Genomic DNA, 22,853 nt, shown 5'->3' with positions numbered 1-22,853 from the left:
ACCACCTGCCAGTACTCGTTGTAAATCATGGTCGAGATGCACGCGGCCTGGTTTTGCAACAGCGGGTCGACGTTAAAGCCTTGTTTCAGAATCTTGATGTCGGTGCCCGGCTTGTAGCCCAGTTTGGCCATCCAATTGAGGAACGGGTACTCGTTGCCGCCGTACCACACGCCCAACGTCTTGCCCTTGAAGTCTTTCGGGCTGGCCACGCCGCTGGCCTTTTTGCAAGTGAGCATCAAACCCGACTGGTTGAACACCTGGGCAATATTGACCAGCGGCACACCGGCTTCGCGTGCGGCCAGTGCGTCGGGCATCCAGTTCACCACCACGTCGGCACCGTTGCCGGCAATCACCTGCACCGGCGAAATGTCGGGGCCGCCGGGTTTGATGGTCACGTCCAGCCCGGCTTCCTTGTAATAGCCCTTGCTTTGCGCCACGTAGTAGCCGGCAAACTGGGCTTGAGGCAGCCACTTGAGCTGCACGGTGACCTTGTCAGCGGCCGTGGCGCTCATGCTGGCGCCCGCGCCACATACGGCCAGCACGGCGGCCATCACGGAACTGGAGAACAGAGAAGAACGAGTCATGGGAGAAGCTCCTTGGGGGTTGAGAAAGACGAACAACTAATTAATGACCGCGCACCGAAGGGTGCCAAAACGCCACACGCCGCTCCAACTGTACCAATACGGCGTAGGCCAGCGACCCGGTGACGGCGGCGACCACAATCGCGCTCCACACCAACGGCATGGCCATGCGTGAGGCCTCGGTAGAAATCCTGAAGCCCAGCCCGGCGGTGGGCGAGCCAAAAAACTCGGCCACGATCGCGCCAATCAGCGCCAGCGTGGCATTGACCTTGAGCGCGCCAAAGATAAACGGCATGGCGCTGGGCAGGCGCAGCGCCAGCAGCGTGCGGGTGTAGCTGGCGGCGTAGCTGTACATCAGCTCACGCTCGAGCTTGCCTGCCGCCTTCAGACCCGCCAGCGTGGAGACCAGCATCGGGAAAAACGTCATCAACACCACCACCGCAGCTTTGGACGGCCACTCAAAGCCAAACCACATCACCGCAATGGGCGCCACCGCCACCAGCGGCACGGTGCTGGTCAGCGACGCCAGGGGCAGCAGCCCGCGTTGCAAAAACGGCTGGCGGTCAATGGCCACCGCCACGGCAAACCCCAGGCCCGAGCCCAGGCCCCAGCCGATCAGCACCGCCTTGAGCACGGTTTGCACAAAGTCGCCCCACAGCACATCGCTGTGTTCGCCCATTGCTGCCACGATCAGGCTGGGTGGCGGCAGCAGCACGCGCGGTACCTCAAACGCCACCACCAGGACCTGCCAGAAATAAAGCACCCACAGCCCAAACAGGCCAGCCGTGGCCGTGCCCAGCCAGCGGCTGCCGTCGAGTGCCGCCATCAGCCGTACCGACTGCACCGCAACCACGGCAACCAGCAGCGTGGCCGCCCAAAACAGCAGACCAGGTGTTTCACCCTCTGGCAACTGACCTACAGCGGCTGGGTGCAAAAACAACAGCATCGCCCCGGCCAGGCTGGCCACGGCAAACGACAGTGCCGTCATCAGCGCCCGCGTCATGCCTGGCCCCCACGGCGGCTTAGCACCAGCCGCTCAACACCGGCCACCGCTGCGGTGAGCGCCAGACCCAACAGCGCCGACATCACCAGCGCCGACCAGATTTGCACCGTGTTGCCGTAGTACGAGCCGGTCAGCAGTCGCGCACCCAAGCCCGCCACCGCACCCGTGGGCAGCTCGGCCACCATCGCACCCACCAGCCCGGCGGCGATACCCACGCGCAGGGCTGGGAACAAAAACGGCAGCGACGCGGGCAGTCGAAGCAGCCACAGCGCCTGCCAACGGCTGGCGGCATAGGTGTGCAGCATTTCGGTCTCGATCTTTTGTGGCGAGCGCAGCCCCTGCACCATGGCGACGGTGACCGGGAAAAAGCACAAATACATGGCAATCACCGCCTTGGGCGCCACGCCCGAGACGCCCAGGCTGCCCAGTATCACCAGCACGATCGGCGCAATCGCCAGCACCGGCACGGTTTGCGAGGCCACGATCCAGGGCAGCAAGGCGCGGTCCAGCGTGCGCGAGTGCACGATCAGCACCGCCAGCCCCAGCCCCAAGGCTGTGCCCAGCACAAAGCCCCACAGCGTGGACTCGGCGGTGACGGCCACATGAAACAGCAGGTTGCGCGGCGAGTCGATCGGCCAGTCCACCAGGCTGCTCCAGAAGTCGCGTGCCACCTGGTGCGGTGTGGGCAGCACCGGGCGCTGCATGTCCAGCGTGGCGGCCACCAGCTGCTGCCAGGTCCAGGGCGCGTCTGAGGGCAGCACGCGCTCAATCGCACCGGCGGCGTTCATCCAGATGGCGCCAAGGTACCAAAGCACCAATAAACAGAACAGCATCACCAGCACGGGCATGGACTGTTGCCCTATTTTTTGCCAAAAGCTCGGCGATTTAGTCATGGTGACCGTCTGCCAGCGCCTCGCGCACCTCGTGTGCCACAGCAATGAACTCGGGCGTGTCGCGCAGGCCCAGGTGGCGCTCGTCAGGCAAGGGGGATTCAATGACCTTGACGATGCGCCCAGGGCGCGGCGACATGACCACGATCTTGGTCGACAAATACACCGCCTCGGCAATCGAGTGGGTCACAAACACCACCGTGCGGCGCTCTTTCTGCCATAGCTGCTGAAGCTGCTCGTTCAAGCGGTCGCGGGTGATTTCATCCAACGCGCCAAAGGGCTCGTCCATCATCAGGATCTTGGGCTCAAACGACAGCGCGCGCGCAATCGACACGCGCTGCTGCATGCCGCCCGAGAGCTGCCAGGGGTATTTGCGCTCAAAGCCTTTGAGGCCCACGCGCTCCAGGTGCTCTTGTGCGATGGCGCGGGCGTCGTGCTTGTTGCGCCCCTGAATTTGCAGCGGCAGCGTCACATTGGCCAGCACATTGCGCCACGGAAACAAGGCCGGCGCCTGAAACACGTAGCCGTAAGCGCGCGCCAGTCGCGCCTCGTGCGGGCTCACGCCGTTGACCAGCACCTGGCCCGCGCTGATGTGCTCCAAGTCGGCAATGACACGCATCAGCGTGGTCTTGCCGCAACCCGAGGGACCGATCAACGCGACAAACTCGCCTTCGTGGATGTTGAAATCAATTTTCTCCAGCGCGTGCACCGGCGTGTCGGCGGTGGGGTACACCACGCTGGCATGGCGAATTTCAACCGCCAACCGACCTTGGGCAGGCGGGTCAATTCGGCCAAGAACGGATGAATCTTCAGAATGGCTCATGGATCAAACTTCGAGTCGGTCGCACCAAAACCGGGCATTGTCGCCAAAAAACTAACCAGCTGGTCAACTTATTACGAATTCAAGCGAGTTTCGTGCCAAAACGATGGTTGCCCTTCAAGCGGTGACAAGAAGCCTACGGCAGCGACCCGCTTTGGCGTGGCTGGATGACAATCCGGGGCTGCCGACAATCGAGCATCCCATCCATGTCTGTTTCCTCGCATTACCTACGACAAATCGCCGGCTCGGCGCTGGTGGTGCTGCAGTTCGGGCTGCTGTTGTGGCTGGCGGCAATGGCCTTGCCACAATTGTCGCAAGGGCGCCTGGGTGTGGAAGTTGCCTTGCTGCTGTTGCTGTCAGCGGTGTTGGGTGGCTGGACCCTTTTGCACAACCGCCTGGGTAACTTCAATATCCATCCCGAGCCAAAGTCCAACGGTGTGCTGGTGACCACCGGTCCCTACCGCTGGATGCGACACCCCATGTACACCACGGTCTTGCTGAGTGCTGCAGCGCTGTCGTGTGTGCCTGGTTCGACAACCGCATGGCTGGTTTGGCTTGGACTCTTTGGCGTATTGCTGGCCAAATCCTCAATGGAAGAGCGCTGGCTGCGCCTGCATCATCCACAGTACCAGGACTACTGTCGTCAGTGCAAGCGATTTGTACCCTGGCTGCTCTAGCCTAACAGCCGCTGCGCTGTCAACTGCTTAGTGACGGAGGTCACAGATCAAGCTATACCCGGGGATGTATCATTGAAAACTTGAGTGAAATACTGGAGATTTGATGACCACCAAAACCGCCGCCACCCCAGCATCGTCGCCGACCCCGGAGGGGCGCCTGGCTCACATGCCGGTGTCCATGTTCGCCATCGTCATGGGCTTGTCAGGCACGACCATCGCACTGGAAAAAGCCGAACACCTCTGGGCCTGGTCTGTTGCACCCAGCGGCATCATGCTTGGACTGACTGCACTGGTGTACGCATTGATTGCTTTGGCTTATCTGAGCAAGTTCATGCTGCACCGCCAACATGTCATCAGTGAATTCAATCATCCGATCCGCATGAGCTTCTTCCCCGCCATGTCAATTGGCATGATCCTTCTGTCGATCGCTGCCATGGGGCATGCGCCGCAACTGGCGTTGTATTTGTGGGCCCTGGGTGCCGCGGTTCAGCTGGCATTCACGCTCGCCATTCTGTCGAACTGGATGCACCACGAGAAATTCCAGGTGCAGCACAGCAACCCGGCCTGGTTCATTCCGATTGTGGGGAATATTCTGGTGCCCATTGCTGGCGTTCCACTGGGGTTCCCTGAAGTGTCATGGTTTTACTTCAGTATCGGTCTGGTGATGTGGATTCCGCTGCTGGCGGTGCTGCTCAACCGGTTCTTTTTTCACCCGATGATTCCGAGCAAACTGCTGCCCACGCTCTTTATTTTGATAGCGCCGCCAGCAGTCGGTTTTATCGCCTGGGTCAGGCTGCACAACGGCAGCATCGACGACACGGCGCGCATTCTGTACTATTTCGCGCTGTTCATCACCGTATTGCTGTTTTCACAGATCCGCTATTTCTGGAAGCTGCAGTTTGCCTTGCCGTGGTGGGCCTATTCGTTTCCGATGGCCGCCATGACGATCGCCACCCTGGTGATGGCCGAAAAGCTGGGCGGCAGTTTCTTCACCGGCTTGGCGCAGATATTGCTTGTATTTCTCGCGCTCCTGGTGACCCTGTTGAGCCTGTTGACCTTGCGCGCCATGCGGCGTGGCCAGATCTGTGTGCCGGAATAGATGTGTTTACCCAATCGTTGGCAAGCCAGGCATTGCCGGGCCGGTGTGCTGTGGATGTATTTTTAATTTCCATAGCAATTAATCATTGACCCGAAAGGGCTTGAGCACTTTTTTTCGGATTTTTTGATAAGAAAACGGGTTGACGTGCGGTCCCGGAATGCCATGGATCATTGATGCCTGGCGCGTAAAATTGGGGCGGCCACCTCACCGAGGTGTGACTGCTTCGACAGGGCTAAACCTTTTTTGGGAGCGTGAAAATGGCAGACTTTGATGCATCGAGTTTCGGTATGCGCAGCACCCGTGATCCCCGGTATATAAGCCAGTTGACGCGCAATACATTCGCCATGATCCTGGCCGGCGGCCGCGGAAGTCGACTGCACCAGTTGACCGACTGGCGCAGCAAACCGGCGGTGCCTTTTGGCGGCAAATTCCGCATCGTCGACTTCACCCTGTCCAACTGCGTCAACTCCGGCGTGCGCCGTGTCGGCGTGGCCACCCAATACAAAGCACAAAGCCTGATCCGCCACCTGCAGTTGGGCTGGAGCTTTCTCGATGGCCGGCTGGGCGAGTTCATCGAGATCATGCCGGCCCAGCAGCAGGTGGACGACTCACACTGGTATCAGGGCACGGCTGATGCCGTGTTTCAGAACCTGCGGGAAATCCGTCACGCCAACCCGGACTATGTGCTGATCCTCTCAGGCGATCACATCTACCGCATGGACTACGGTCGCATTCTGGCCGCACATGTGGAGCGAAAGGCCGACTTGACCGTGGCCTGCATCGAAGTGCCACTCAAAGAGGCCAAGGCCTTTGGTGTCATGTCGGTCGACGAAGAAGACCGCATCGTCGAATTCAAGGAAAAACCGGCCAATCCACAAGCCATGGTTGGCAACCCGGACATGGCCCTGGCCAGCATGGGCATTTACGTATTCAACGCACGTTTCCTTTATGAACAATTGCTGCGTGACGCCGATGATCCCAAGTCCAGCCACGACTTCGGCAAAGACATCATTCCGCACTGTGTCAAACGTTACCGCACTTTTGCGCAAAATTTTGCCGAGAGCTGCGTCACGGAACCCGGCAAGCCACACTACTGGCGCGACGTTGGCACGCTGGACGCCTACTGGGAAGCCAACATGGACCTGGTTCAGGTCACGCCTGACCTGAACCTGTACGATGAGTCCTGGCCCATCTGGACCTGGCAACCGCAAAGTCCGCCTGCCAAGTTTGTGTTTGACGACAACCACCGGCGGGGCAAGGCCGTGGACGCCATGGTCTCCGGTGGCTGCATCATCAGCGGTGCCACAGTGCGCCGCTCGATGCTGTTCTCTGGCGTTCGGGTGCACAGTTATTCATTGGTCGAAGAGTCCATCGTGCTGCCCAACGTTGACATCGGACGCCACTGCATCCTCAAAAAATGCATCCTTGACAAAAACTGTGTCATCCCGGAAGGCACTCACATCGGTGTGCACCGCGACGAGGACAGGAAACGCTTCCATGTCACCGACTCCGGCATCACCCTGGTCACCGAAGCCATGCTGGGCCAGTGCAGCGTGACGATCCGTTAGTCGTCCTGCACCAGCATGTCTATGACACGCAGGCTGGTGCCGGCTGTCGCCTGCAGCTGATAGCCGCCGCAATGGGGGCAAGAGGTACCGCGCTCCGGCATCGGCACCGTCACACTGCAGGCCATGCACCACGCCTGACCGGGCGGCTGCTCAAACTCGAACTGCGCATCGTGCAGTACCGTGCCTGGGGCAATCGCCGTCAGAGAAAACTGCAACGCCGTCAACTCCACATTGGCCAGTTGTCCCACTTCGATGCGCAACAAACTCACGCGCCGAAAATTCTCGCGCCGCGCCGCGTCTTCGACCAGCTGCAAAATGCCCCCGGCCAGACTGGCTTCATGCATCGCTCAGCTCCTGCGCACATTGTTGGGCAACCCAGGTCAGCGCCCAGTCCTGTGCCGCTTGCAAATGGGTTTGTGCTGCCACGCTGAGCGGGTCGCCCAATTCAAACGATTCACCGCGAATGGCCAGCATCGTGGCGGCCGGAGCGCTTTGGTCGTAGACGTCCTCAAACACCTGCAGCAGCGATGGGGCTGAGACCGCGTGGCTGCTGTAACTGGTGTCGCGCTGCGGCTGCAACGCGTAGGCTTCAAACGGGGCGGCAGCCGTCAGGCTGGCGTCGATGAACAGCACCACGCGGCGCCAAAGTAGATCAGGTGCGTAATCCACCTGCAGCTGGTAGTCGTCCAGAAAGTCAACCTGCTGCAGTTGGTGCGGGGCGAGCAGCGCCTGCAAGCCAGCCAGACACATCGGCCCCAGCGCGTCGTCGCCACGGCTCATATTGCCCCAGGCCAATACAAGAATTGGCTTGTGCTGTGCCTTGATTATGGGGTACAAGTCTGAAAATTACTTTCAATAATAGAGCGCGTTACGCTTATCCAATATGCGGTAGATGCCAATTTAGCTTATAACAATGAGCAAACGGCAGCGCGACTCAAACCACCGGCAGCAGCTTTTTGTACCCGGTCGAGCTCGGTGCCATCGGCCGCCAGCAAGGTCACATCCAGCGGCATTTGGCCCAGCGCGTGGGTGGCGCACGACAGGCAGGGGTCGTAGGCGCGGATGGCCACCTCGATGTGGTTGAGCAGCCCTTCGGTCAGCTCGTGGCCGCTGAGGTGCTCTCGGGCCACCGAGCGCACGGCCTCGTTCATGGCCTGGTTGTTATGGGTGGTCGACACAATCAGGTTGCAGCGGGTCACCAGGTCGTCGTCGCCGACGTCGTAGTCATGGATGAGCGTGCCGCGCGGCGCTTCGATGATGCCCACGCCGTGCCGACCCCGCACACCCGTGCTAACCATGTCACCCGAGAGCAGCGCCGGGTCGTCGAGCAGCTCGCCAATCACCTCGACCGCATGCAACAGTTCGATCATGCGCGCCCAATGGTAAGCCAGCGAACCGTTCACCAGATCGCCCTGCCCCCAAGCCACAAAAGCCTGGCGCTCGTCTTCTGCCCGTGGACTCGGGATGAAGTCGCAGTTTTGCACCCGCGCCAGCGGCCCGACGCGGTACCAGCCCAGCTCGCGCCCCAGGCTTTTGAGGTGCGGGAACTTCATGTAGCTCCAGGAGCGAACCTCTTCCTCAATCAAATCCAGGTAATTCTGGTCGGAAACACCGTCGGCCAGAATCTTGCCGTGGTCGTCGCGCACGCGCAGCACGCCGTCGTACAGGTCCATGGCACCGTCGCCGCGGACAATGGACATCAGGTTGGAGCGAAAACTGCCAAATGCGTTGTACAACGCCGGGTTTTGCGCGTGCAGCTGCTTGGCGATGTCAACCGAGTCTTGCGCCCAGGCCAGCATTTGCGACAACTCGGCCTTGAGGGCATCGCGCTCCTGTGCCGTCACCAGTTTATTCACACCACCCGGTACCGCGCCCGTGCCGTGCACCCGTTTGCCCGAGGTGATGCGGATAATCTCCTGGCCAAACTTGCGCAACAAAATGCCCTTCCTGGCGATGTCGGGGTGCGCCTTGGCCACCCCCACAATATTGCGCTGCGCCACGCCCGAGTCAAAGCCAAACAACAGGTCGGGCGAGGACAGATGAAAAAAGTGCAGCGCGTGGGACTGCAGCATTTGCCCATAGTGCATCAGGCGGCGCACCCGATCCGCACTGGCGGGCACCGGTACCGCCCCCAGCACCCGGTCGAATGCCTTGGAGGCGGCCAGGTGGTGCGACACCGGGCAGATGCCGCACAAGCGCTGCACCATCACCGGCACCTCCCAGTAGGGACGGCCTTCGATGAATTTCTCAAAGCCACGAAACTCGACGATGTGCAGTCGCGCTTGCTGCACCACATTGGCATCATCCAGCAGCAGCGTGACCTTGCCGTGCCCTTCGACACGCGACACCGGGTCAATGGCGACGCGACGCAGGCCTTGCGGATTGGCAGCGGTTTCCAGATCAAAACTCATGGCAGCGCGTCCTCAGTCGTAATGGATCAGGCCGTGCGGCAGGTGCGGCGTGCGCCCTGCCAGCAGGTCATTGAGAAAAGCCCAGAAGGCGTCACCCGAGGGGGGGCAGCCGGGCAGGAAGAAGTCCACATGTACCACCTCGTGAATCGGGTGCACATGGTTGAGCGGCAGCGGCAATTCGGGGTCGTTGGGGATCAGGTTGCCCACGCTGCCACCGGTCTGGCGGCAATACACATCGCGCATCATTTGCCCCACATCACGCTGGTTGCGCTGCGCCGGCAAGCCACCGTTAATGGCGCAAGCACCGACGGCCACCAGGGTTTTGCAATTGGCGCGGAATTCGCGCAGCACATGCACGTTTTCTGCGTTGCACAAGCCGCCTTCGACCAGGCCGATGTCACAACGGCCAATCTGCTTGATGTCGGTGAGTGGGCTACGGTCAAAGTCAACCAGTTCAAGCAATTGCAGCAACCGCTCGTCGATGTCCAAAAACGACATGTGGCAGCCAAAACAGCCCGCCAAGGAAACAGTCGCGAGCTTGAGTTTGCGTGGCAGGTGCAGCGCAACACCTTGTGACAACGCACTGTTGGGGAGGCTGGGCAGGTTGGGTATCGGGCTCATCAGGCTTCCTCCCCGACCTGTTGTGAGACCGGTCGTGCATCAAAGCGGCGCTGACCAATTGGCGCGGCGAAGCCCTGGCGCTTGTGCAAAATGGCTCCCACCGGGCAAATGTGCGCGGCCCGGTCGGTGGTGGCGATGGCACTGTCGGCGAGTTTGCCGCTGGGGCTGTTGACCAGCAAATGGGTCTGGATGCCATGGCCACCGATGGCAAACACGTCCTTGCCATCGACATCGTGACTGGCCCGCACACACAGACCGCACAGGATACAGCGGTTGAGGTCGAGCATCAGGTCGGGGTGACTGGCGTCGACCTGGCGATTGGGGTAAAACTCCTCGAAGTGCGGCCCCTCCATTTCCATGTCATAGGCAGTGGCCTGCAGACGGCAATTGCCACTTTTTTCGCATGAGGGGCAAAAGTGGTTGCCTTCGATGAAGATCATCTGCAACAGCGTTTTGCGCTGGGCGTTGAGTTCATCGGTATTGCTTTGCACCTCCTGCCCCGAAGCCGCGTTGACCGCGCAGGCCGCCCCGATACGCCCATTGATGCGCACCGTGCACAGCCGGCATGAGCCTTTGGCGGCAAAGTCAGGGTGCCAGCACAGGTGCGGAATGTAATAACCGGCACGCGTGGCGGCTTGCAGAATGCTGTCGCCCGGGCCAAATTCGATCTCTTCGCCGTCCAGCGTGAAGGTGCCGGGCGACAGGGCGTCTATGCGGGTGTGGTCGGTCATGCCAATGTCTCCAGATGGGCGCCATGGTCGTCGCGACCGGTGGCCAGTCGGGCTTGCGAGAGCTCGGCGTCCATGTCAAAGCCGGGCGCAAAATGCAGTGACTTGAGGTGCTTTTCGTAAGCCGGTCGGAATTTGGCGATGGTGTCACGCAGCGGGTTGCAGGCACTGGCCCCCAGGCCGCAGTGGGTGGCACCGTGCATGAGTTTGTCAAGCTCGTACAAAATCTGCACGTCATCCCCCGAACCATAACCTTTTTTGAGTTTGTCCAGCCGGCGTAACACCAGTTCCGTGCCAACCCGGCAGGGCGTGCAAAAACCGCAGCTCTCATGGGCAAAAAACTGCGCAAAGTTCAGCGCCACTTCAAACATGTCGCGGGTGCGGTCAAAAATCATGAAGGCACCGGCGGTGTGCACATCTTCAAAGCCGATGCGACGGCCAAACTCGAGCGCCGACAGGCAGACGCCCGACGGTCCACCCACCTGCACCGCCTGCGTGTCGCGCGCGCCGCAGTCTTCCAGAATGCGACCAATGCGCGTGCCAAAAGGGTATTCGTAGAGACCCGGACGCTCGCAGTCGCCGGATACCGCGTGGATCTTGGTGCCGGTAGACTGCGCCGTGCCAATGCCCGCCCACCAGACGCCACCCTGCACCGCGATGTGCGTGGCGGCGCAAAAGGTTTCGACATTGTTGACGGTGCTGGGCTGCCCCAGGTAACCTCGCTCGACCGGAAACGGTGGGCGAATGCGCGGCGTGCCGCGTTTGCCCTCCAGCGACTCGATCAGCGCCGACTCTTCGCCGCACACATAGGCGCCTGCACCGACGTGGATATCGATGTCAAAGTCAAAACCGCTTCGCCCCAGAATGCCTTGCCCCAGCAACCCGTTGGCGCGCCGGCGCGCCAGCACGGCTTGCAGCGGTGCTAGCAAATAAGTGTATTCACCACGCAGGTACATCAGCCCCTGCTTGGCGCCCACCACAAAGGCGGCAATGGTCATGCCCTCAAACACGGTGTCGGCAAAACTGCTGAGCAACACGCGGTCTTTGAAAGTGCCTGGCTCACCCTCGTCTGCGTTACAAATAACATAGCGATCAGCGCCCGCTGCATTTCGGCAGAGCTGCCATTTGATGCCTGTCGCGTAGCCTGCGCCACCGCGCCCGCGCAGCTTGCTGCGCTTGATGTCTTCCAGCATGCCTTGCGGCCCGCGGGCCAGTGCGGCGGCAATGCCTTGCCCCGGCTCGGGCTGCGCGCCAAGCTTGACATTGGCCAGGCGAATCTGATCGTCCACGCGCGACCACTCGGCGGGCCACTGTTCGGGTGGCACCTGCTGCTCGATCAACGCCGCCATGTGCTTGATGCGTCCCGGCGTCAGCCGGGTCACCACATGGCGGTGGTTGATAAGTGCCGCCGGACCCTGGTCACACATGCCGGTGCAAGAGGTTGAGGCCACGCTCACCCGGCCGTCGGCGCGCACGCCACCAGGCTCCAGCTTGAGCAGGTGACGCAGATGGCGTTGCAGCTCTTCGCCGCCACCCATGCGGTCGGTGATGTTGTCGCTGAACAGCACGCGGTACTCGCCCACCGGTTCAAGATGAAAGAAATGGTAGAAGCCGGCCACCCCTTCAACATGCGCCAGTGGCAGTTTGAGTGCGGCGGCCACATGGCTCAGGTCTGGCCGCGATAGCCACCCTCTGGCGGCCTGAATCTCGCGCAGGATCTGCACCAACCGGTGCGATGCGCGTTGATGGCGATCCAGCAGTTCGTCCAATTCAAACACCTTGGTGTTCATGATTTGCACCTCCTGAGCAGTGGCAGCTTTTGTCAACGAATTCTAGGCTCGACTAACGCTCATTGAGCAAGGCCTCACACGCCTGCGCCGCCTGCGCAAAGTCAAAAACGGCCATTGCCTGGGACAAGGTGGCAAACCCCCGGGTATCTGCAATCGGCGCCTGGCGCTGCAAGCGCTCAAAAACCTCCCATGCACCCATGTCCGAGGACTTCAGCAACGCCCACAACTGGCGCAGTCCATCCTTGCCGTCCCCAACGGTCACATCCGACGCTGGCACCGTGCCATCTGCATCTGCCAAACAGGTTCTGGCCACATGGGCCATCACCGCCTGGGTCGCCGACACGGCGGCCCGGAAACCGACCGCCAATGCATGAATATCCAGCGCGTCGGCGTCCGAGCCGGGTGTGCTGATGGCCTTGATGGTGAGCTCGGACTGGCGGGCCACAGCCGCCATGTAGGTGGCGCCAACCGTGGCAGAAAGTCCTTTGAGGGTGTGCAAAATCCGCTGTGCGGTCAACCAGTCGGCACAGCCGAGTGCCTGATCCAGCAGGTCCGGCTGGGCGACAATGTCACTGAGGTAGGACTGCAAGACACGCGCATACAGAGCCGAGTTGCCACCCAGGCGCTCCAGTGCACCCGCCATATCCACCGCATCCAGCCGTGGCAGCGCGGGTTCGGGTGGCTGGCTTGGCGACAAGCGCGACGCACCGGGGTTGTCCATCACACTCAGTCGTGTCGCCGGGCGCGCCAGCTTCAGCAGCAGCTCCACCAATTCGGCCAGCTTGAACGGCTTGCCAATATGGGCATCCATCCCTGCGGCGAGGCAGGCCTCGCGATCGCTTGCCATGGCATTGGCTGTCATCGCAATGATGGGCAGCTTGGCCAGCGCAGCGTCCTGACGCAGCAAACGTGTGGCCGTATAACCGTCCATCACCGGCATCTGGATGTCCATCAACACGGCATCGTACGACTGACCGCATCCGAAGGCTCGGTGCACGGCCTCCACACCGAGCTGTCCATTCTCAGCCAGTTCGACCGTCGCACCTTCATGGGTAAGCATCTCCTGTGCGACCTGCTGATTGATGATGTTGTCTTCAACCACCAGCAGCCGCATCCCCAGCAAGGGCTGTGCCGCAGGTTCTACGGCCGACGCCGAAGCGGCGTCAAGTGCACCTTCAGCCAGCGCTTCGGCGACCGCGTCATACAGCATGGACGCGGTAATGGGCTTGACCAGGAACCCATCGAGCTGGGCTTGCTCCTGGGTGCTGCGCTGACCCAGCATTTCGCGTCCGTTGGCCGTCACCATCACAATGACGGGACTGCGATCGTCGGCGCGGCCGGCCTGCAGCCGAGTGATGGTCTCCCAGCCATCCATGCCTGGCATCTGCCAGTCGACAAATACCGCCTGATAGGGCGGTTTGGCGGCATCCCGGCGTTTTTGCACCAGTTCCAGTGCTGGCAAACCGCCCGATGCCAGGTCCGCTTGCCACCCCAGGGACTTGGCCATCTCGCCCAGCACATGGCGCGCCGTCGGATTGTCATCCACCACCAGGACACTCAGATTGGCCGGCAAGAATGGCGCCGCCAACACCGCACGCGGATGTTCAAGCGCCAGGGGCAGGGTGATGGTGAACGCGAAGGTGCTGCCAACCCCCAGTTCACTGTCCAGACTCAGCTCACCACCCATCAATGCCACCAAGCGGCGACTGATCGTCAAACCCAGCCCGGTGCCACCAAAACGGCGGGTGGTGGACGCCTCTGCCTGTGAGAACCCGTCAAAGATATGTTTCTGATTTTCCGGCGCGATGCCAATGCCACTGTCGCGTACAGCAAAGCGCAAACCCACCCCGTTGTCGTTGCGCTGCGTCACACGGATGCTGATCACCACCTCGCCTTGAGCAGTGAACTTGATCGCATTGCCACTCAGGTTGATCAGCACCTGCTGCAAGCGCAGCACATCCCCCATCAGGGCGCGGGGAACGGCCGGATCAAGATCAAACAGCACCTCCACCGGTTTGGCCCCCAGATTGGCCGACAGGATGACCGACAGGTCACGCATGAGTTTGTCAACACGGAAGGCTCGTGATTCCAGGCTCATTTTCCCGGCGTCGATCTTGGAGAAATCGAGAATGTCGTTGAGCAGACCCAGCAAGGAGCGTGCTGCACTGTCTGCCTTGACAATGTAATCGAGCTGGCGCTTGGTCAAATCGGTGTTCTGGATCAGCTTGAGCATTCCCAGCACGGCATTCATGGGTGTGCGGATCTCATGGCTCATATTGGCCAGAAAGTGCCCTTTGGCCCGCATTGCCGCCTCAGCGTCCTCACGCGCTGCCAGCAAATGCTGCTGCATGGCTTTGTTCGCAGTGATGTCAGTGCGAATACCGATGTAGCTGCTTGGCAATCCATCCTGCCCCAGCAAAGGGACGATGGTCGCATTCACCCAGTAGAAACTGCCGTCCTTGCGACGGTTCTTGATCTCGCCACGCCAGACCTGCCCATGGGAAACGGTGTGCCAAAGCTGTTCAAACAAAGCGGCATCGTGTTCGTCCGACTTCACAATGCGATGGTTCTGCCCCATCAGTTCGTGCACCTGATATCCGCTGATGTCACAGAAGCGCTGATTGGCGTAGGTGATGTTGCCACTCAAATCGGTCGTGCTGACGATGGCGTGCTGATCCAGCGCAAACTTCTGGTTGCTCAGCTCGGTGTGCTCTGACAACAAGCGTTGCGACAAGGCATTGAGCGCGGTACCCAGGGCCTCGACCTCCGAGGTGAGATGTGACACCGTCAACCGGGATCCCAGCGTGGTATTGAGCTGACCGGCAAAACCGGTGGCCTCTTTGAGGGCACGCAAGGTGGGACGCAACAGCAGATAAAGCAGGGCCACGGTGCCCACCACAGCCAGCAACACCGCTTGCAGCGCCTCCAGGCGGATTCTGTCTGCAATCGCATCAAAGGTGTCGAGCCGGTAATTGATACGCACCCACCCCAGGGCGTCCTGCGCGCTGCCGATCCGATGCCAGGCACTCATGGTGCCTGCGGTTCCGGCGAGAAAATCGCGCTGCGCCGCGCTGTGGGGTCTGGTCTCAAAAATCGTGTCTGGCTGGGTCTTGCCCGGTACCTCCTGCAGGCTTGCATTGAAACGCGGCGACCATACCCCGTTCTTGTTCACCACTTCCGACAGCGGTTTGCCGTTGACGTCGGTGACCAGCACCGAGTAAATGCCGTCCACCGTGGCCGTGTGCAAGGTCAGTGTCTCGATCTGGGCCGGATCGTTGGAGCGCAAAAAATAGGCATCCACCGTCGCCAGGTTCTTCGCCAGCCCGAGCATCTGCGCGGTGATCGAGCGTTTGGTTGATGCCGTCTCTTCCACCGCACGGTAATAGCCGTAGCCCATGATGCACAGCGCCAGACAGACTGACGTCAGCAGCATGACCTGGTAACTCAGGCTGCGTGGCAGCCAGCGTGCCAGCAACAATGACCAGCGGGACACCGAGTTGGAGGCCTTGTCACTCTTGTTCACGCGTGCAGACCATTCGACATGGTGCCGCAGACCCGGCCCCGACCGGTGTTTTTGGCTTGGTACAACTGCTGGTCAGCCGCTTCCAGCAGTTCTGCAACCGAGATCGGATGCTCGCCACTGGTCGCCGCGACACCCAAACTGGCCGTCACAACCTGGAAGTTCGAATCCAGATGGGCAATACGTTTGCCCCGCACATTGCGCTCCAGCAGGGTGGCCATGGCCATTGCGCTGTCGAACGACGTGTCAGGCAACACGCAGACGAACTCCTCGCCGCCATAACGCGCCACCAGATCAGCGGGGCGCCGCAAACTTTCCCTGAGCACCGCCGCCACTGTGCGAAGACAGTCATCACCGCTCTGGTGACCATAGCAGTCATTGAAGCGTTTGAAGAAATCCACATCCAGCATGATCAGCGCCAACGGCGATTGGCTTCGCAAGGCCCGCGCCACTTCAACCGCCAACTGCTGGTCCAGATAGCGTCGATTGAAGACCCCCGTCAGTCCATCAAGGAAAACCAGCTTGCGCATCAGATCGGACTGGTGCTTGAGGGTGATTTGTGTCTTGACGCGGGCGCGCACCACGGCCGGGTTGACCGGCTTGGAAATAAAGTCTACAGCGCCGACCTCCAGTCCACGGGTTTCCTGGGCGGCATCGGTGTGCGCAGTGACAAAAATAACGGGGATATCGCGTGTCTCAGGGTTCGATTTGAGCGCCAGGCACACCTCAAAACCATCCATCCCAGGCATCACAATGTCCAGCAACACCAGATCGGGCGGTGTATCACGACAAAAATCAAGCGCTTGCTGACCGCTGGTTGCCATGAAAACCTGGCAGTGCGCGCCGAAAATCTGGTACATCACCTGAATGTTGATCGGTTGATCGTCGACCACCAGCAGCCGCGGCCGGGACTGCGGCGCGTTCAACAGCTCGGAAATGGTGGTGTCGTCAGAATGCACGGCGGTGCTTTTTTTTCAATTACCCGACGTAGAAATTGTGACCAAGAGGAGTCACGCCATTTTGTCTTTTATACCAGCCTTCTGGCGGAAGCGGTGAGATTCGAACTCACGAACGTCGTAAAACGTTGCCGGTTTTCAAGACCGGTGCAATCGACCACTCTGCCACGCTTCCGAAGCGCGGCATTCTACCCCGCCAACGGTGGGTTTTTGTGGGCAGGACGGCAGCAGGTCGTATCATCACCACATTGGACTGCAACCACTTGTCACGCCACCGTTGAAAGATCTCATCATGAACACCATTACGGCAGACGGCCAACGAATTTTTTCGCGTGTTCCCTTCAGTGCCCCGGTCACACTGCACCTGGCACAACAGACACTCGACGTCACGCTGCTCGATATCGCTCTCAAGGGTGCCTTGGTGCGCACCGCCACTTCGATGGCGTTGACGCTACAACAGCCGTGCCGACTGTTGTTGCCACTCAGCGATGATGGCGAGGGAATCGAAATGTCCGGCCGGATCGCGCACCTGGAAGGCAACCACGTCGGCATGAAGTGTGAGGACATTGATCTGCCAAGCCTGACGCAGTTGAGGCGCCTGCTGGAACTCAACACCGGTGACGCTGACCTGATGGACCGCGAACTGTCGCTGTTGTTCACCCAGCGCACCGTCTGAACCCCAGGTTCAGGAGACGCGTCAAACGACGTTACATTCCCGCCGCAACAAGGCCAACGCCTCGGTGAGCTTGTTGTCCCGGTCGCTGGTCAGCGTGGGCTGTGCTTCAGCCACAAAGTCCTGCCACAGGCGGCTGTAGTCCTGCTGGTGCTGTACCGGCGCATGGGTTTTGATGTACGACATGACCAGTTGCGGTTGCAACCCGGTCTTGCGGATCTTGCGCACCAGGGTGGCTGCCGCCTTTTCGGTCAGCAGGGTTTTCGCGGTCGTGCCCGCAGCGACACACAGGAACAAGGTCAGCAGGCTACTGTCGTCGCCATGACCCCCGATCAGCCTTTGCCACGCAGACGAGCGGGTGCGGTCGTGTTCGCTGATCTCACTCAACGCATCTTCGATCCAGAAATAGCGTCCCATGAAAGCCGGTGTCTGATCAAACAGCTGTCGCACCGGTAAACGTGGGTCCAGCAGTCGTGGCAAATCGGTCAGCACTGACAACCGCACCGGCTCCACCACCACTTTGAACGGCTCGGGCAAGCTCTGAGGCCATTGGATCCTGGCGGCAACCGCGGCGAATTCGTTCTTGCGCAAGGCCAGCACCACTTTCTCAAAGAGTACCCAGTCGGGCAGTTGTTTGCGGCGCACCGCCTGCACCAAAAAAGCGGTGCGAATGACCGCCTCGGCATCAGGCTCGGCATCTTGCAACTCATCTGCCCCCACACCGAAATACGCGGCCAGCCACAACGCGGCATCCACCACCTGGGCCACGCGCTGCCTTGCCACAAATTCCGCCCGGTACTCGGCATAACTGGCAAGCGACCAGCGCGCCAGCTGCGGCACATGGCGGTCGGCAAAACCACCACGCTCGTTCATGCCGAAATGGGTGTTCTGCGGCATCACGATCAGAGCTTTGAGCATGTCGGAGCCGGCTTTTGAGCGTGACAACAGGGTGTGGTCCCGCAGCAAACCCGCAGCAGCCCGCAAGTCGCCGCCACTGGCGTCCTCCAGGTGCAGACTCACCAGATTGACCAGCCGCTCGCGGGCCATTTCAAGGTCCGGGCGCAAAAACTCACTGCCAAAATAACGGGCAATCTGCACCATGCCTTTGGGCGCCTCCTGCACCATGGCATCCAGTCGAGCCCGATCAAGCAGCCCGTGCTCGACACCATACAGCAGCGCCTTTTCAAAAAACGGACGCCCGTCAAACAAAGAAAGTTCGCTGGTGCGGGACGTCATGGTCATGTAATTCTCAGATCGCCGATTCTTCGTCGGACTCCAGCGCTGCCGGGGTGGCTTTGCCCAGATCGGTGTCACGGGTTTCCACTTTGCCATCGTCGTCAGGGGCTTCTTCGCCATCCTGCTGGCCCAGGTCAAACGCGCGCGCCTTGGCTCGCAGAACCACCAGCATTTCGATGAACAGGTCCGGGCATTCGTACCGCAGCAGCCAGGCCAGTTGCATCCAGTCATGGTCGGCCACCTCTTCCTGATCGATGCGCGCGCGGGCGTAGGCGTTGGCACGCAGATCATCCTCGTCCATCAGCTCACCTGTGTCTTCCGAGGCATCGAAACTGCCACATCGCGCAAATGACTCGATGCGGCTCCACTTCTCTTCAAAGTAATCCGCCAGCGCTTCGGCACCCCCTTCGAGCTCACCGATGGCGTTGAGAAAGTCCACGGGTTCGCCGTCGTCGCGAAAAATCACCGAGTTCATCATGCCACGCAGATGGGTGCGGGTCAGGTCACGGTATTGCTTTTCGATCACCACAGCCCGCGCAAATTGCTCGGGCGTCAACATCAGGTTGATGATGGAGGACTTGGAATTGTCATATTCACGGATCACCGCCAGCACGTCTTTGGCTGGCAACTGGGCCAACACTTCCATCAGGGCTCCGTCTCCCTGGCTGTCAGCCAGCTCAACCAGCGCGGATTCAGCGCCCACAATGTCGCCAGCGGCAATGAGGGACTGGGTTCTCTCGATGAGAGCGAGGTGGTTCATGCGCTTAATCCTTACGGTCAAAACCCTGGCCCTCAAGCCATTCGGCGCTGGCCTCGTCATGGTCATGATCGGCATGATGGTGCTCGTCGTCAGCGTCAAAGTCATGACCGTGATCGAGATGGCGGGTATGGTTGCGCGCATCGGCAGCGTCGTGTGCTGCCCCGTCGTGGGCATGGGTGCTATCGCCGTGATGCGGTGATGGTCGGCTGTACAGATACTCCAGAGCGGCGGCCACCGTCATGAACCAGCCACCCTGCGGCTGCTGCAAAAAGCTGTTGGCCAGGTCTTTGGCCCAGGGCGTCAGCTGCACCGCATCGGCCAGGCTGTCCCAGTCCGGGAATTCGTCCGACTCCAGCGTAAGCAATTGCTCCATCACAGCCGGTAGCTCAAAGTGGAACCCGCCATGAAACACCACCGCCACCATTTCGGGGTTCGTCTCCATCATCTGGCTCAAGAAACCCATCTGACTTCGCTTCTCAAGCAGACGTTTTTTCAGAACATCACGCCCCTCGGAATCGAAGGTCAGATCGTCCATCTCGGACTGGTAAGCGTTGCGCAGCGCGCGAAAAAAAGCAGACATGCTCATGGTGTTCTCTCGGTTCATAAAGCGCTCATACCAGTCGACGAAAGTAGTCCAGCCAAAGGGTACGCGCGGTGTCGATCGGGTTGTCCAGCAGATTGCGTTGCCGGTTGTCGTCATAGGCCTTGCGTTTGTCAGCATCTGCCAGTACCGCGTAGGCCTCCTGCACCCGCCGGAAACGCGCCGCAGCATCTGCTGCCGCATTGCGGTCGGGGTGGTGCAGCGCCGCCTGCTGACGAAAGGCCTTCTTGATGTCGGCCAGCGTCGCTGAGCTGCGCAGCCCCAAGGCGGCGTAATGATCGGTCATCGCATGGCGTCCAGCGCGGCCGCCAGTTGCGCCACACTGCGCGCCGGGTTATGCAGCTTTTCCAGGCCAAACAAGCCCACCCGGAAACTCATGAAGTCTGCCGGCTCATCACATTGCAAGGGCACACCGGCCGCCGTCTGCAAGCCCAGTGCCAGAAACTTCTTGCTGTTCTGAATGTCCGGGTCGGTGGTGTAACTGACCACCACGCCTGGCGCCTTGAAGCCCTCAGCGGCCACGCTGGGGATACCCCGGCCCTCGAACAGTTCACGAACCGCCGCACCCAACGCAAGTTGCTCGACTCGCACCTTTTCGAACCCGTAGGCGCGGGTTTCCTGCATCACCTCTCGCAGGCGCACCAGCGCATCGGTGGGCATGGTGGCGTGGTACATGTGACCGCCGGCCTCATAACTCTCCATGATTTGCAGCCATTTTTTCAGGTCGCAGGCATAACTGGAACTGGTCGTCCCGTCGATGGCCTGGCGCGCCGCGGCACTCAGACACACCATGGCGCAGCACGGCGAGCCACTCCAGCCCTTCTGCGGTGCCGTGACCAGCACATCCACGCCAGTGGACTCCATATTCACCCAAATCGCACCGGACGCAACGCAGTCGAGCACCAGCATGCCGCCCACCTCATGCACGGCATCGGCGACAGCCCGCAGGTAATCGTCGGGCAGCATCATGCCGGACGACGTTTCCACATGCGGGGCAAACACCAGGGCCGGCTTTTCCGAGCGGATCGTCGCCACCACCTCCGCGACCGGGCAGGGCATCCACGGTGATTGCGAGCTGTCGTTGACACGCCGGGCCTTCAGCACAATGGACTCGCTGGGAATGTGGCCCATGTCAAAGATCTGCGACCAGCGGTAGCTGAACCAGCCGTTGCGAATCACCAGCACTTTTTTGCCGGTGGCAAACTGGCGTGCCACCGCCTCCATGCCAAAGGTGCCACTGCCGGGCACCAAAACGGCACTGGGCGCGTGATAGACCTCTTTCAAAATAGCGGAAATGTCGCGCATCACACCCTGAAAACGCTTGGACATGTGGTTAAGCGCACGATCGGTATAAACCACCGAAAACTCAAGCAGGCCGTCAGGGTCAATGTTGGGCAGTAGTGCGGGCATGGGTCGTCTCCTGAAGAAGTGTTCTAAGTGGTGTCAGCTTAGCACGACACCCGGTACGGCTCAGATTGTGGACAAAATCAGGCAACACGCCAGGCGCCGCAAGCAGGCCCGGGGTCAGCCCTCGGCTGAAACGGCTTGCATCAGCCAATCCAGAAACACTTGCGTCGCAGGCGAGCTGTCGACACGCTCGGGCCACACCAGGTAATAGGCACGCTTGCTGCTCAGCGCCTGGTCGCAGGCCACCATCAGATCGCCGCGCGCCAGCTCATCCGTCACCAGCAACTTCGGTACCAATGCCAAACCCATGCCGTGGACTGCGGCAGCAATGGTCATTGAAAACAGTTCCAGCCGTTCGCCCGCCATGGCCTGTGGGGCGGCCACCCCTTGTGCCTCGAACCACTGCCGCCAGGCGTCAATGCGGGTGCTTTGCTGCAGCAAGGGCAACTGCGCAATGGCCTGCGCCGGCAGGCCCGAGGTGCCTTGCAACCATTGGGGTGCACACACAGGCAACACCACTTCATCGAGCAACTTGACGGCCCGTGTGCCTGCCCACTGGCTGACCTGCTCCGGCGTGCCGGCAAATAGCGCCGCATCAAATGGTGTGTCGGCAAACATGAAGGCGCGGGTACGGGTTTCGATGTGCAAGCTCAGATCAGGCTGCTGGCGCTTCAGATCGGGCAGGCGCGGGATCAGCCAGCGCGTGGCAAAAGTCGGCACGGCGGCCAGATGCAGCACGCTGGCCTTGCCCGGCAGGCTCATCACGTCGAGCGTGTCTTGCTCCAGCGCGCGCAGGCGTATGGCCACCTGTGCGGCGTAGTCGCGGCCGCGTTCGGTCAGGGCCACACCATGGCGGGTGCGCGTGAACAGTGTCACGCCAACAAATTCTTCCAGCGCGGTGAGTTGCCGCGACACCGCACCTTGGGTCAGTGCCAACTCTTGCGCGGCACGGGTGTAGCTCTGGTGACGTGCGGCCGCCTCAAAGCACGCCAGCGCCTGAAGGGAGGGTATTTTTCTGCGCATGATGTGTTTAATATACACATATTAATTCTTTAGAAACGAAATTTGATTGCTTTTTTTATAGCATTAAGTACTTATATATATTGCGCTATGCGGCAGCTAACCTTCAATATGTCGTTCGAGTACATTTTTAATTCATGAGTTTTACTCATTTCAGTATGACAACAAATCGTTTGTTGTTGCAACCACCGAGGCGCTACCATGCGCCCATTTCATCCACCCACAGGAGCGCTCTCATGGCACACGCCGCTTTCAATTGGCAAGACCCTTTTTTGCTGGAACAACAGCTCAGCGACGACGAGCGCATGGTCAAAGAGGCCGCCGCCGCCTATTGCCAAGACAAATTGCAGCCCCGCGTGGTCGAGGCGTTTCGCAAGGAGCAAACCGACGCCGCCATCTTTCGTGAAATGGGCGAACTTGGCCTGCTTGGCCCCACCATCCCCGAAGCCTATGGTGGCCCCGGTCTGAACTATGTCGCCTACGGCCTGATTG

At 60.4% G+C, this 22,853-nt stretch carries 23 protein-coding genes and 1 tRNA gene; 5 read left to right on the top strand and 19 right to left on the bottom strand.

Annotation, left to right across the window (positions count from 1 at the left end; all coding sequences use genetic code 11):
• From KBF66_RS13825 to KBF66_RS13810, 4 genes are all read right to left on the bottom strand, one after another.
• Nucleotides 1-584: ABC transporter substrate-binding protein (locus KBF66_RS13825; RefSeq protein ID WP_296657961.1), on the bottom strand; the 584-nt coding region annotated here is incomplete at its 3' end.
• A gap of 40 nt (nt 585-624) precedes the next feature.
• Nucleotides 625-1,584 carry an ABC transporter permease gene (locus KBF66_RS13820; protein ID WP_296657957.1) on the bottom strand — a complete coding sequence of 320 codons (960 nt, stop codon included), beginning with the start codon at nt 1,582-1,584 and terminating at the stop codon, nt 625-627.
• Complete coding sequence (locus tag KBF66_RS13815) at nt 1,581-2,477, bottom strand: ABC transporter permease (protein WP_296657954.1); 897 nt, start codon at nt 2,475-2,477, stop codon at nt 1,581-1,583. The genes KBF66_RS13820 and KBF66_RS13815 overlap by 4 nt, the downstream gene beginning before the upstream one ends.
• A complete protein-coding gene (locus KBF66_RS13810; RefSeq protein ID WP_296657951.1) occupies nt 2,470-3,297 on the bottom strand; it encodes an ABC transporter ATP-binding protein in 828 nt (275 codons plus the stop codon). Before KBF66_RS13810 ends, KBF66_RS13815 begins: the two co-directional genes overlap by 8 nt.
• Before the next feature lie 203 nt (nt 3,298-3,500).
• On the opposite strand from KBF66_RS13810, the gene KBF66_RS13805 reads away from it, so the two are divergent.
• The 3 genes from KBF66_RS13805 to glgC all read left to right on the top strand — a co-directional run bounded on the left by KBF66_RS13805 (nt 3,501) and on the right by glgC (nt 6,638).
• Nucleotides 3,501-3,971, top strand: a complete 471-nt coding sequence (locus KBF66_RS13805) for an isoprenylcysteine carboxylmethyltransferase family protein (protein ID WP_296657950.1) — start codon at nt 3,501-3,503, stop codon at nt 3,969-3,971.
• A 103-nt stretch (nt 3,972-4,074) separates the two neighbouring features.
• Nucleotides 4,075-5,070 carry an SLAC1 anion channel family protein gene (locus KBF66_RS13800; RefSeq protein ID WP_296657943.1) on the top strand — a complete coding sequence of 332 codons (996 nt, stop codon included), beginning with the start codon at nt 4,075-4,077 and terminating at the stop codon, nt 5,068-5,070.
• 287 nt (nt 5,071-5,357) lie between these two features.
• A complete protein-coding gene (gene glgC / locus KBF66_RS13795) occupies nt 5,358-6,638 on the top strand; it encodes a glucose-1-phosphate adenylyltransferase (protein WP_296657967.1) in 1,281 nt (426 codons plus the stop codon).
• Here glgC and KBF66_RS13790 read toward each other — a convergent pair.
• The 9 genes from KBF66_RS13790 to KBF66_RS13750 form a co-directional block, all read right to left on the bottom strand.
• A complete protein-coding gene (locus tag KBF66_RS13790; protein ID WP_296657941.1) occupies nt 6,635-6,982 on the bottom strand; it encodes a hydrogenase maturation nickel metallochaperone HypA in 348 nt (115 codons plus the stop codon). The genes glgC and KBF66_RS13790 overlap by 4 nt on opposite strands.
• On the bottom strand, nt 6,975-7,475 hold the full coding sequence (locus KBF66_RS13785) for a hydrogenase maturation protease (protein WP_296657939.1): 501 nt from the start codon (nt 7,473-7,475) through the stop codon (nt 6,975-6,977). Before KBF66_RS13785 ends, KBF66_RS13790 begins: the two co-directional genes overlap by 8 nt.
• Before the next feature lie 68 nt (nt 7,476-7,543).
• Nucleotides 7,544-9,049: a Ni/Fe hydrogenase subunit alpha gene (locus KBF66_RS13780; protein ID WP_296657936.1), complete on the bottom strand. Its 1,506-nt coding sequence runs from the start codon at nt 9,047-9,049 to the stop codon at nt 7,544-7,546.
• A gap of 12 nt (nt 9,050-9,061) precedes the next feature.
• The gene (locus KBF66_RS13775) at nt 9,062-9,670 is read right to left on the bottom strand and encodes an NADP oxidoreductase (protein WP_296657932.1); all 609 of its coding nucleotides are present in this window, start codon (nt 9,668-9,670) and stop codon (nt 9,062-9,064) included.
• Complete coding sequence (locus tag KBF66_RS13770) at nt 9,670-10,401, bottom strand: 2Fe-2S iron-sulfur cluster-binding protein (protein WP_296657928.1); 732 nt, start codon at nt 10,399-10,401, stop codon at nt 9,670-9,672. The genes KBF66_RS13775 and KBF66_RS13770 overlap by 1 nt, the downstream gene beginning before the upstream one ends.
• On the bottom strand, nt 10,398-12,188 hold the full coding sequence (locus KBF66_RS13765; RefSeq protein WP_296657925.1) for an NAD(P)H-dependent oxidoreductase subunit E: 1,791 nt from the start codon (nt 12,186-12,188) through the stop codon (nt 10,398-10,400). Before KBF66_RS13765 ends, KBF66_RS13770 begins: the two co-directional genes overlap by 4 nt.
• Nucleotides 12,189-12,240: 52 nt before the next feature.
• Nucleotides 12,241-15,711 carry a response regulator gene (locus KBF66_RS13760; RefSeq protein ID WP_296657921.1) on the bottom strand — a complete coding sequence of 1,157 codons (3,471 nt, stop codon included), beginning with the start codon at nt 15,709-15,711 and terminating at the stop codon, nt 12,241-12,243.
• A complete protein-coding gene (locus KBF66_RS13755) occupies nt 15,708-16,667 on the bottom strand; it encodes a diguanylate cyclase (RefSeq protein WP_296657918.1) in 960 nt (319 codons plus the stop codon). Before KBF66_RS13755 ends, KBF66_RS13760 begins: the two co-directional genes overlap by 4 nt.
• An 82-nt stretch (nt 16,668-16,749) precedes the next feature.
• Nucleotides 16,750-16,839, bottom strand: a tRNA-Ser gene (locus KBF66_RS13750).
• Nucleotides 16,840-16,956: 117 nt separating this feature from the next.
• Here KBF66_RS13750 and KBF66_RS13745 point away from each other — a divergent pair.
• Nucleotides 16,957-17,340 carry a PilZ domain-containing protein gene (locus KBF66_RS13745; RefSeq protein WP_296657916.1) on the top strand — a complete coding sequence of 128 codons (384 nt, stop codon included), beginning with the start codon at nt 16,957-16,959 and terminating at the stop codon, nt 17,338-17,340.
• Between the two features lie 21 nt (nt 17,341-17,361).
• Here KBF66_RS13745 and KBF66_RS13740 read toward each other — a convergent pair whose 3' ends face one another.
• From KBF66_RS13740 to KBF66_RS13715, 6 genes are all read right to left on the bottom strand, one after another.
• Nucleotides 17,362-18,579, bottom strand: coding sequence for a hypothetical protein (locus KBF66_RS13740; RefSeq protein WP_365732547.1), 1,218 nt, complete (start codon nt 18,577-18,579; stop codon nt 17,362-17,364).
• Nucleotides 18,580-18,586: 7 nt separating this feature from the next.
• Nucleotides 18,587-19,333, bottom strand: coding sequence for a hypothetical protein (locus tag KBF66_RS13735; RefSeq protein ID WP_296657912.1), 747 nt, complete (start codon nt 19,331-19,333; stop codon nt 18,587-18,589).
• Nucleotides 19,334-19,337: 4 nt separating this feature from the next.
• Nucleotides 19,338-19,919, bottom strand: a complete 582-nt coding sequence (locus tag KBF66_RS13730) for a hypothetical protein (protein WP_296657911.1) — start codon at nt 19,917-19,919, stop codon at nt 19,338-19,340.
• 25 nt (nt 19,920-19,944) lie between these two features.
• Entirely contained in the window at nt 19,945-20,220 is a 276-nt protein-coding gene (locus KBF66_RS13725; RefSeq protein WP_296657908.1) for a DnaJ domain-containing protein, read from the bottom strand.
• Nucleotides 20,217-21,344: an alanine--glyoxylate aminotransferase family protein gene (locus KBF66_RS13720; RefSeq protein ID WP_296657905.1), complete on the bottom strand. Its 1,128-nt coding sequence runs from the start codon at nt 21,342-21,344 to the stop codon at nt 20,217-20,219. Before KBF66_RS13720 ends, KBF66_RS13725 begins: the two co-directional genes overlap by 4 nt.
• Nucleotides 21,345-21,458: 114 nt before the next feature.
• Entirely contained in the window at nt 21,459-22,364 is a 906-nt protein-coding gene (locus KBF66_RS13715; protein WP_296657903.1) for a LysR family transcriptional regulator, read from the bottom strand.
• Nucleotides 22,365-22,597: 233 nt separating this feature from the next.
• Between KBF66_RS13715 and KBF66_RS13710 the strand changes: the two genes are divergently transcribed.
• Nucleotides 22,598-22,853, top strand: a 256-nt coding sequence (locus KBF66_RS13710) for an acyl-CoA dehydrogenase family protein (protein ID WP_296657901.1), incomplete at its 3' end; no start/stop codon positions are given.

Origin of the sequence: Rhodoferax sp., assembly GCF_018063565.1 — a bacterium.
GTDB lineage: Bacteria > Pseudomonadota > Gammaproteobacteria > Burkholderiales > Burkholderiaceae_C > Rhodoferax.
The sequence above is the reverse complement of the archived record's forward strand: the minus strand, read 5'-3'. Positions and strand labels throughout refer to the sequence as shown.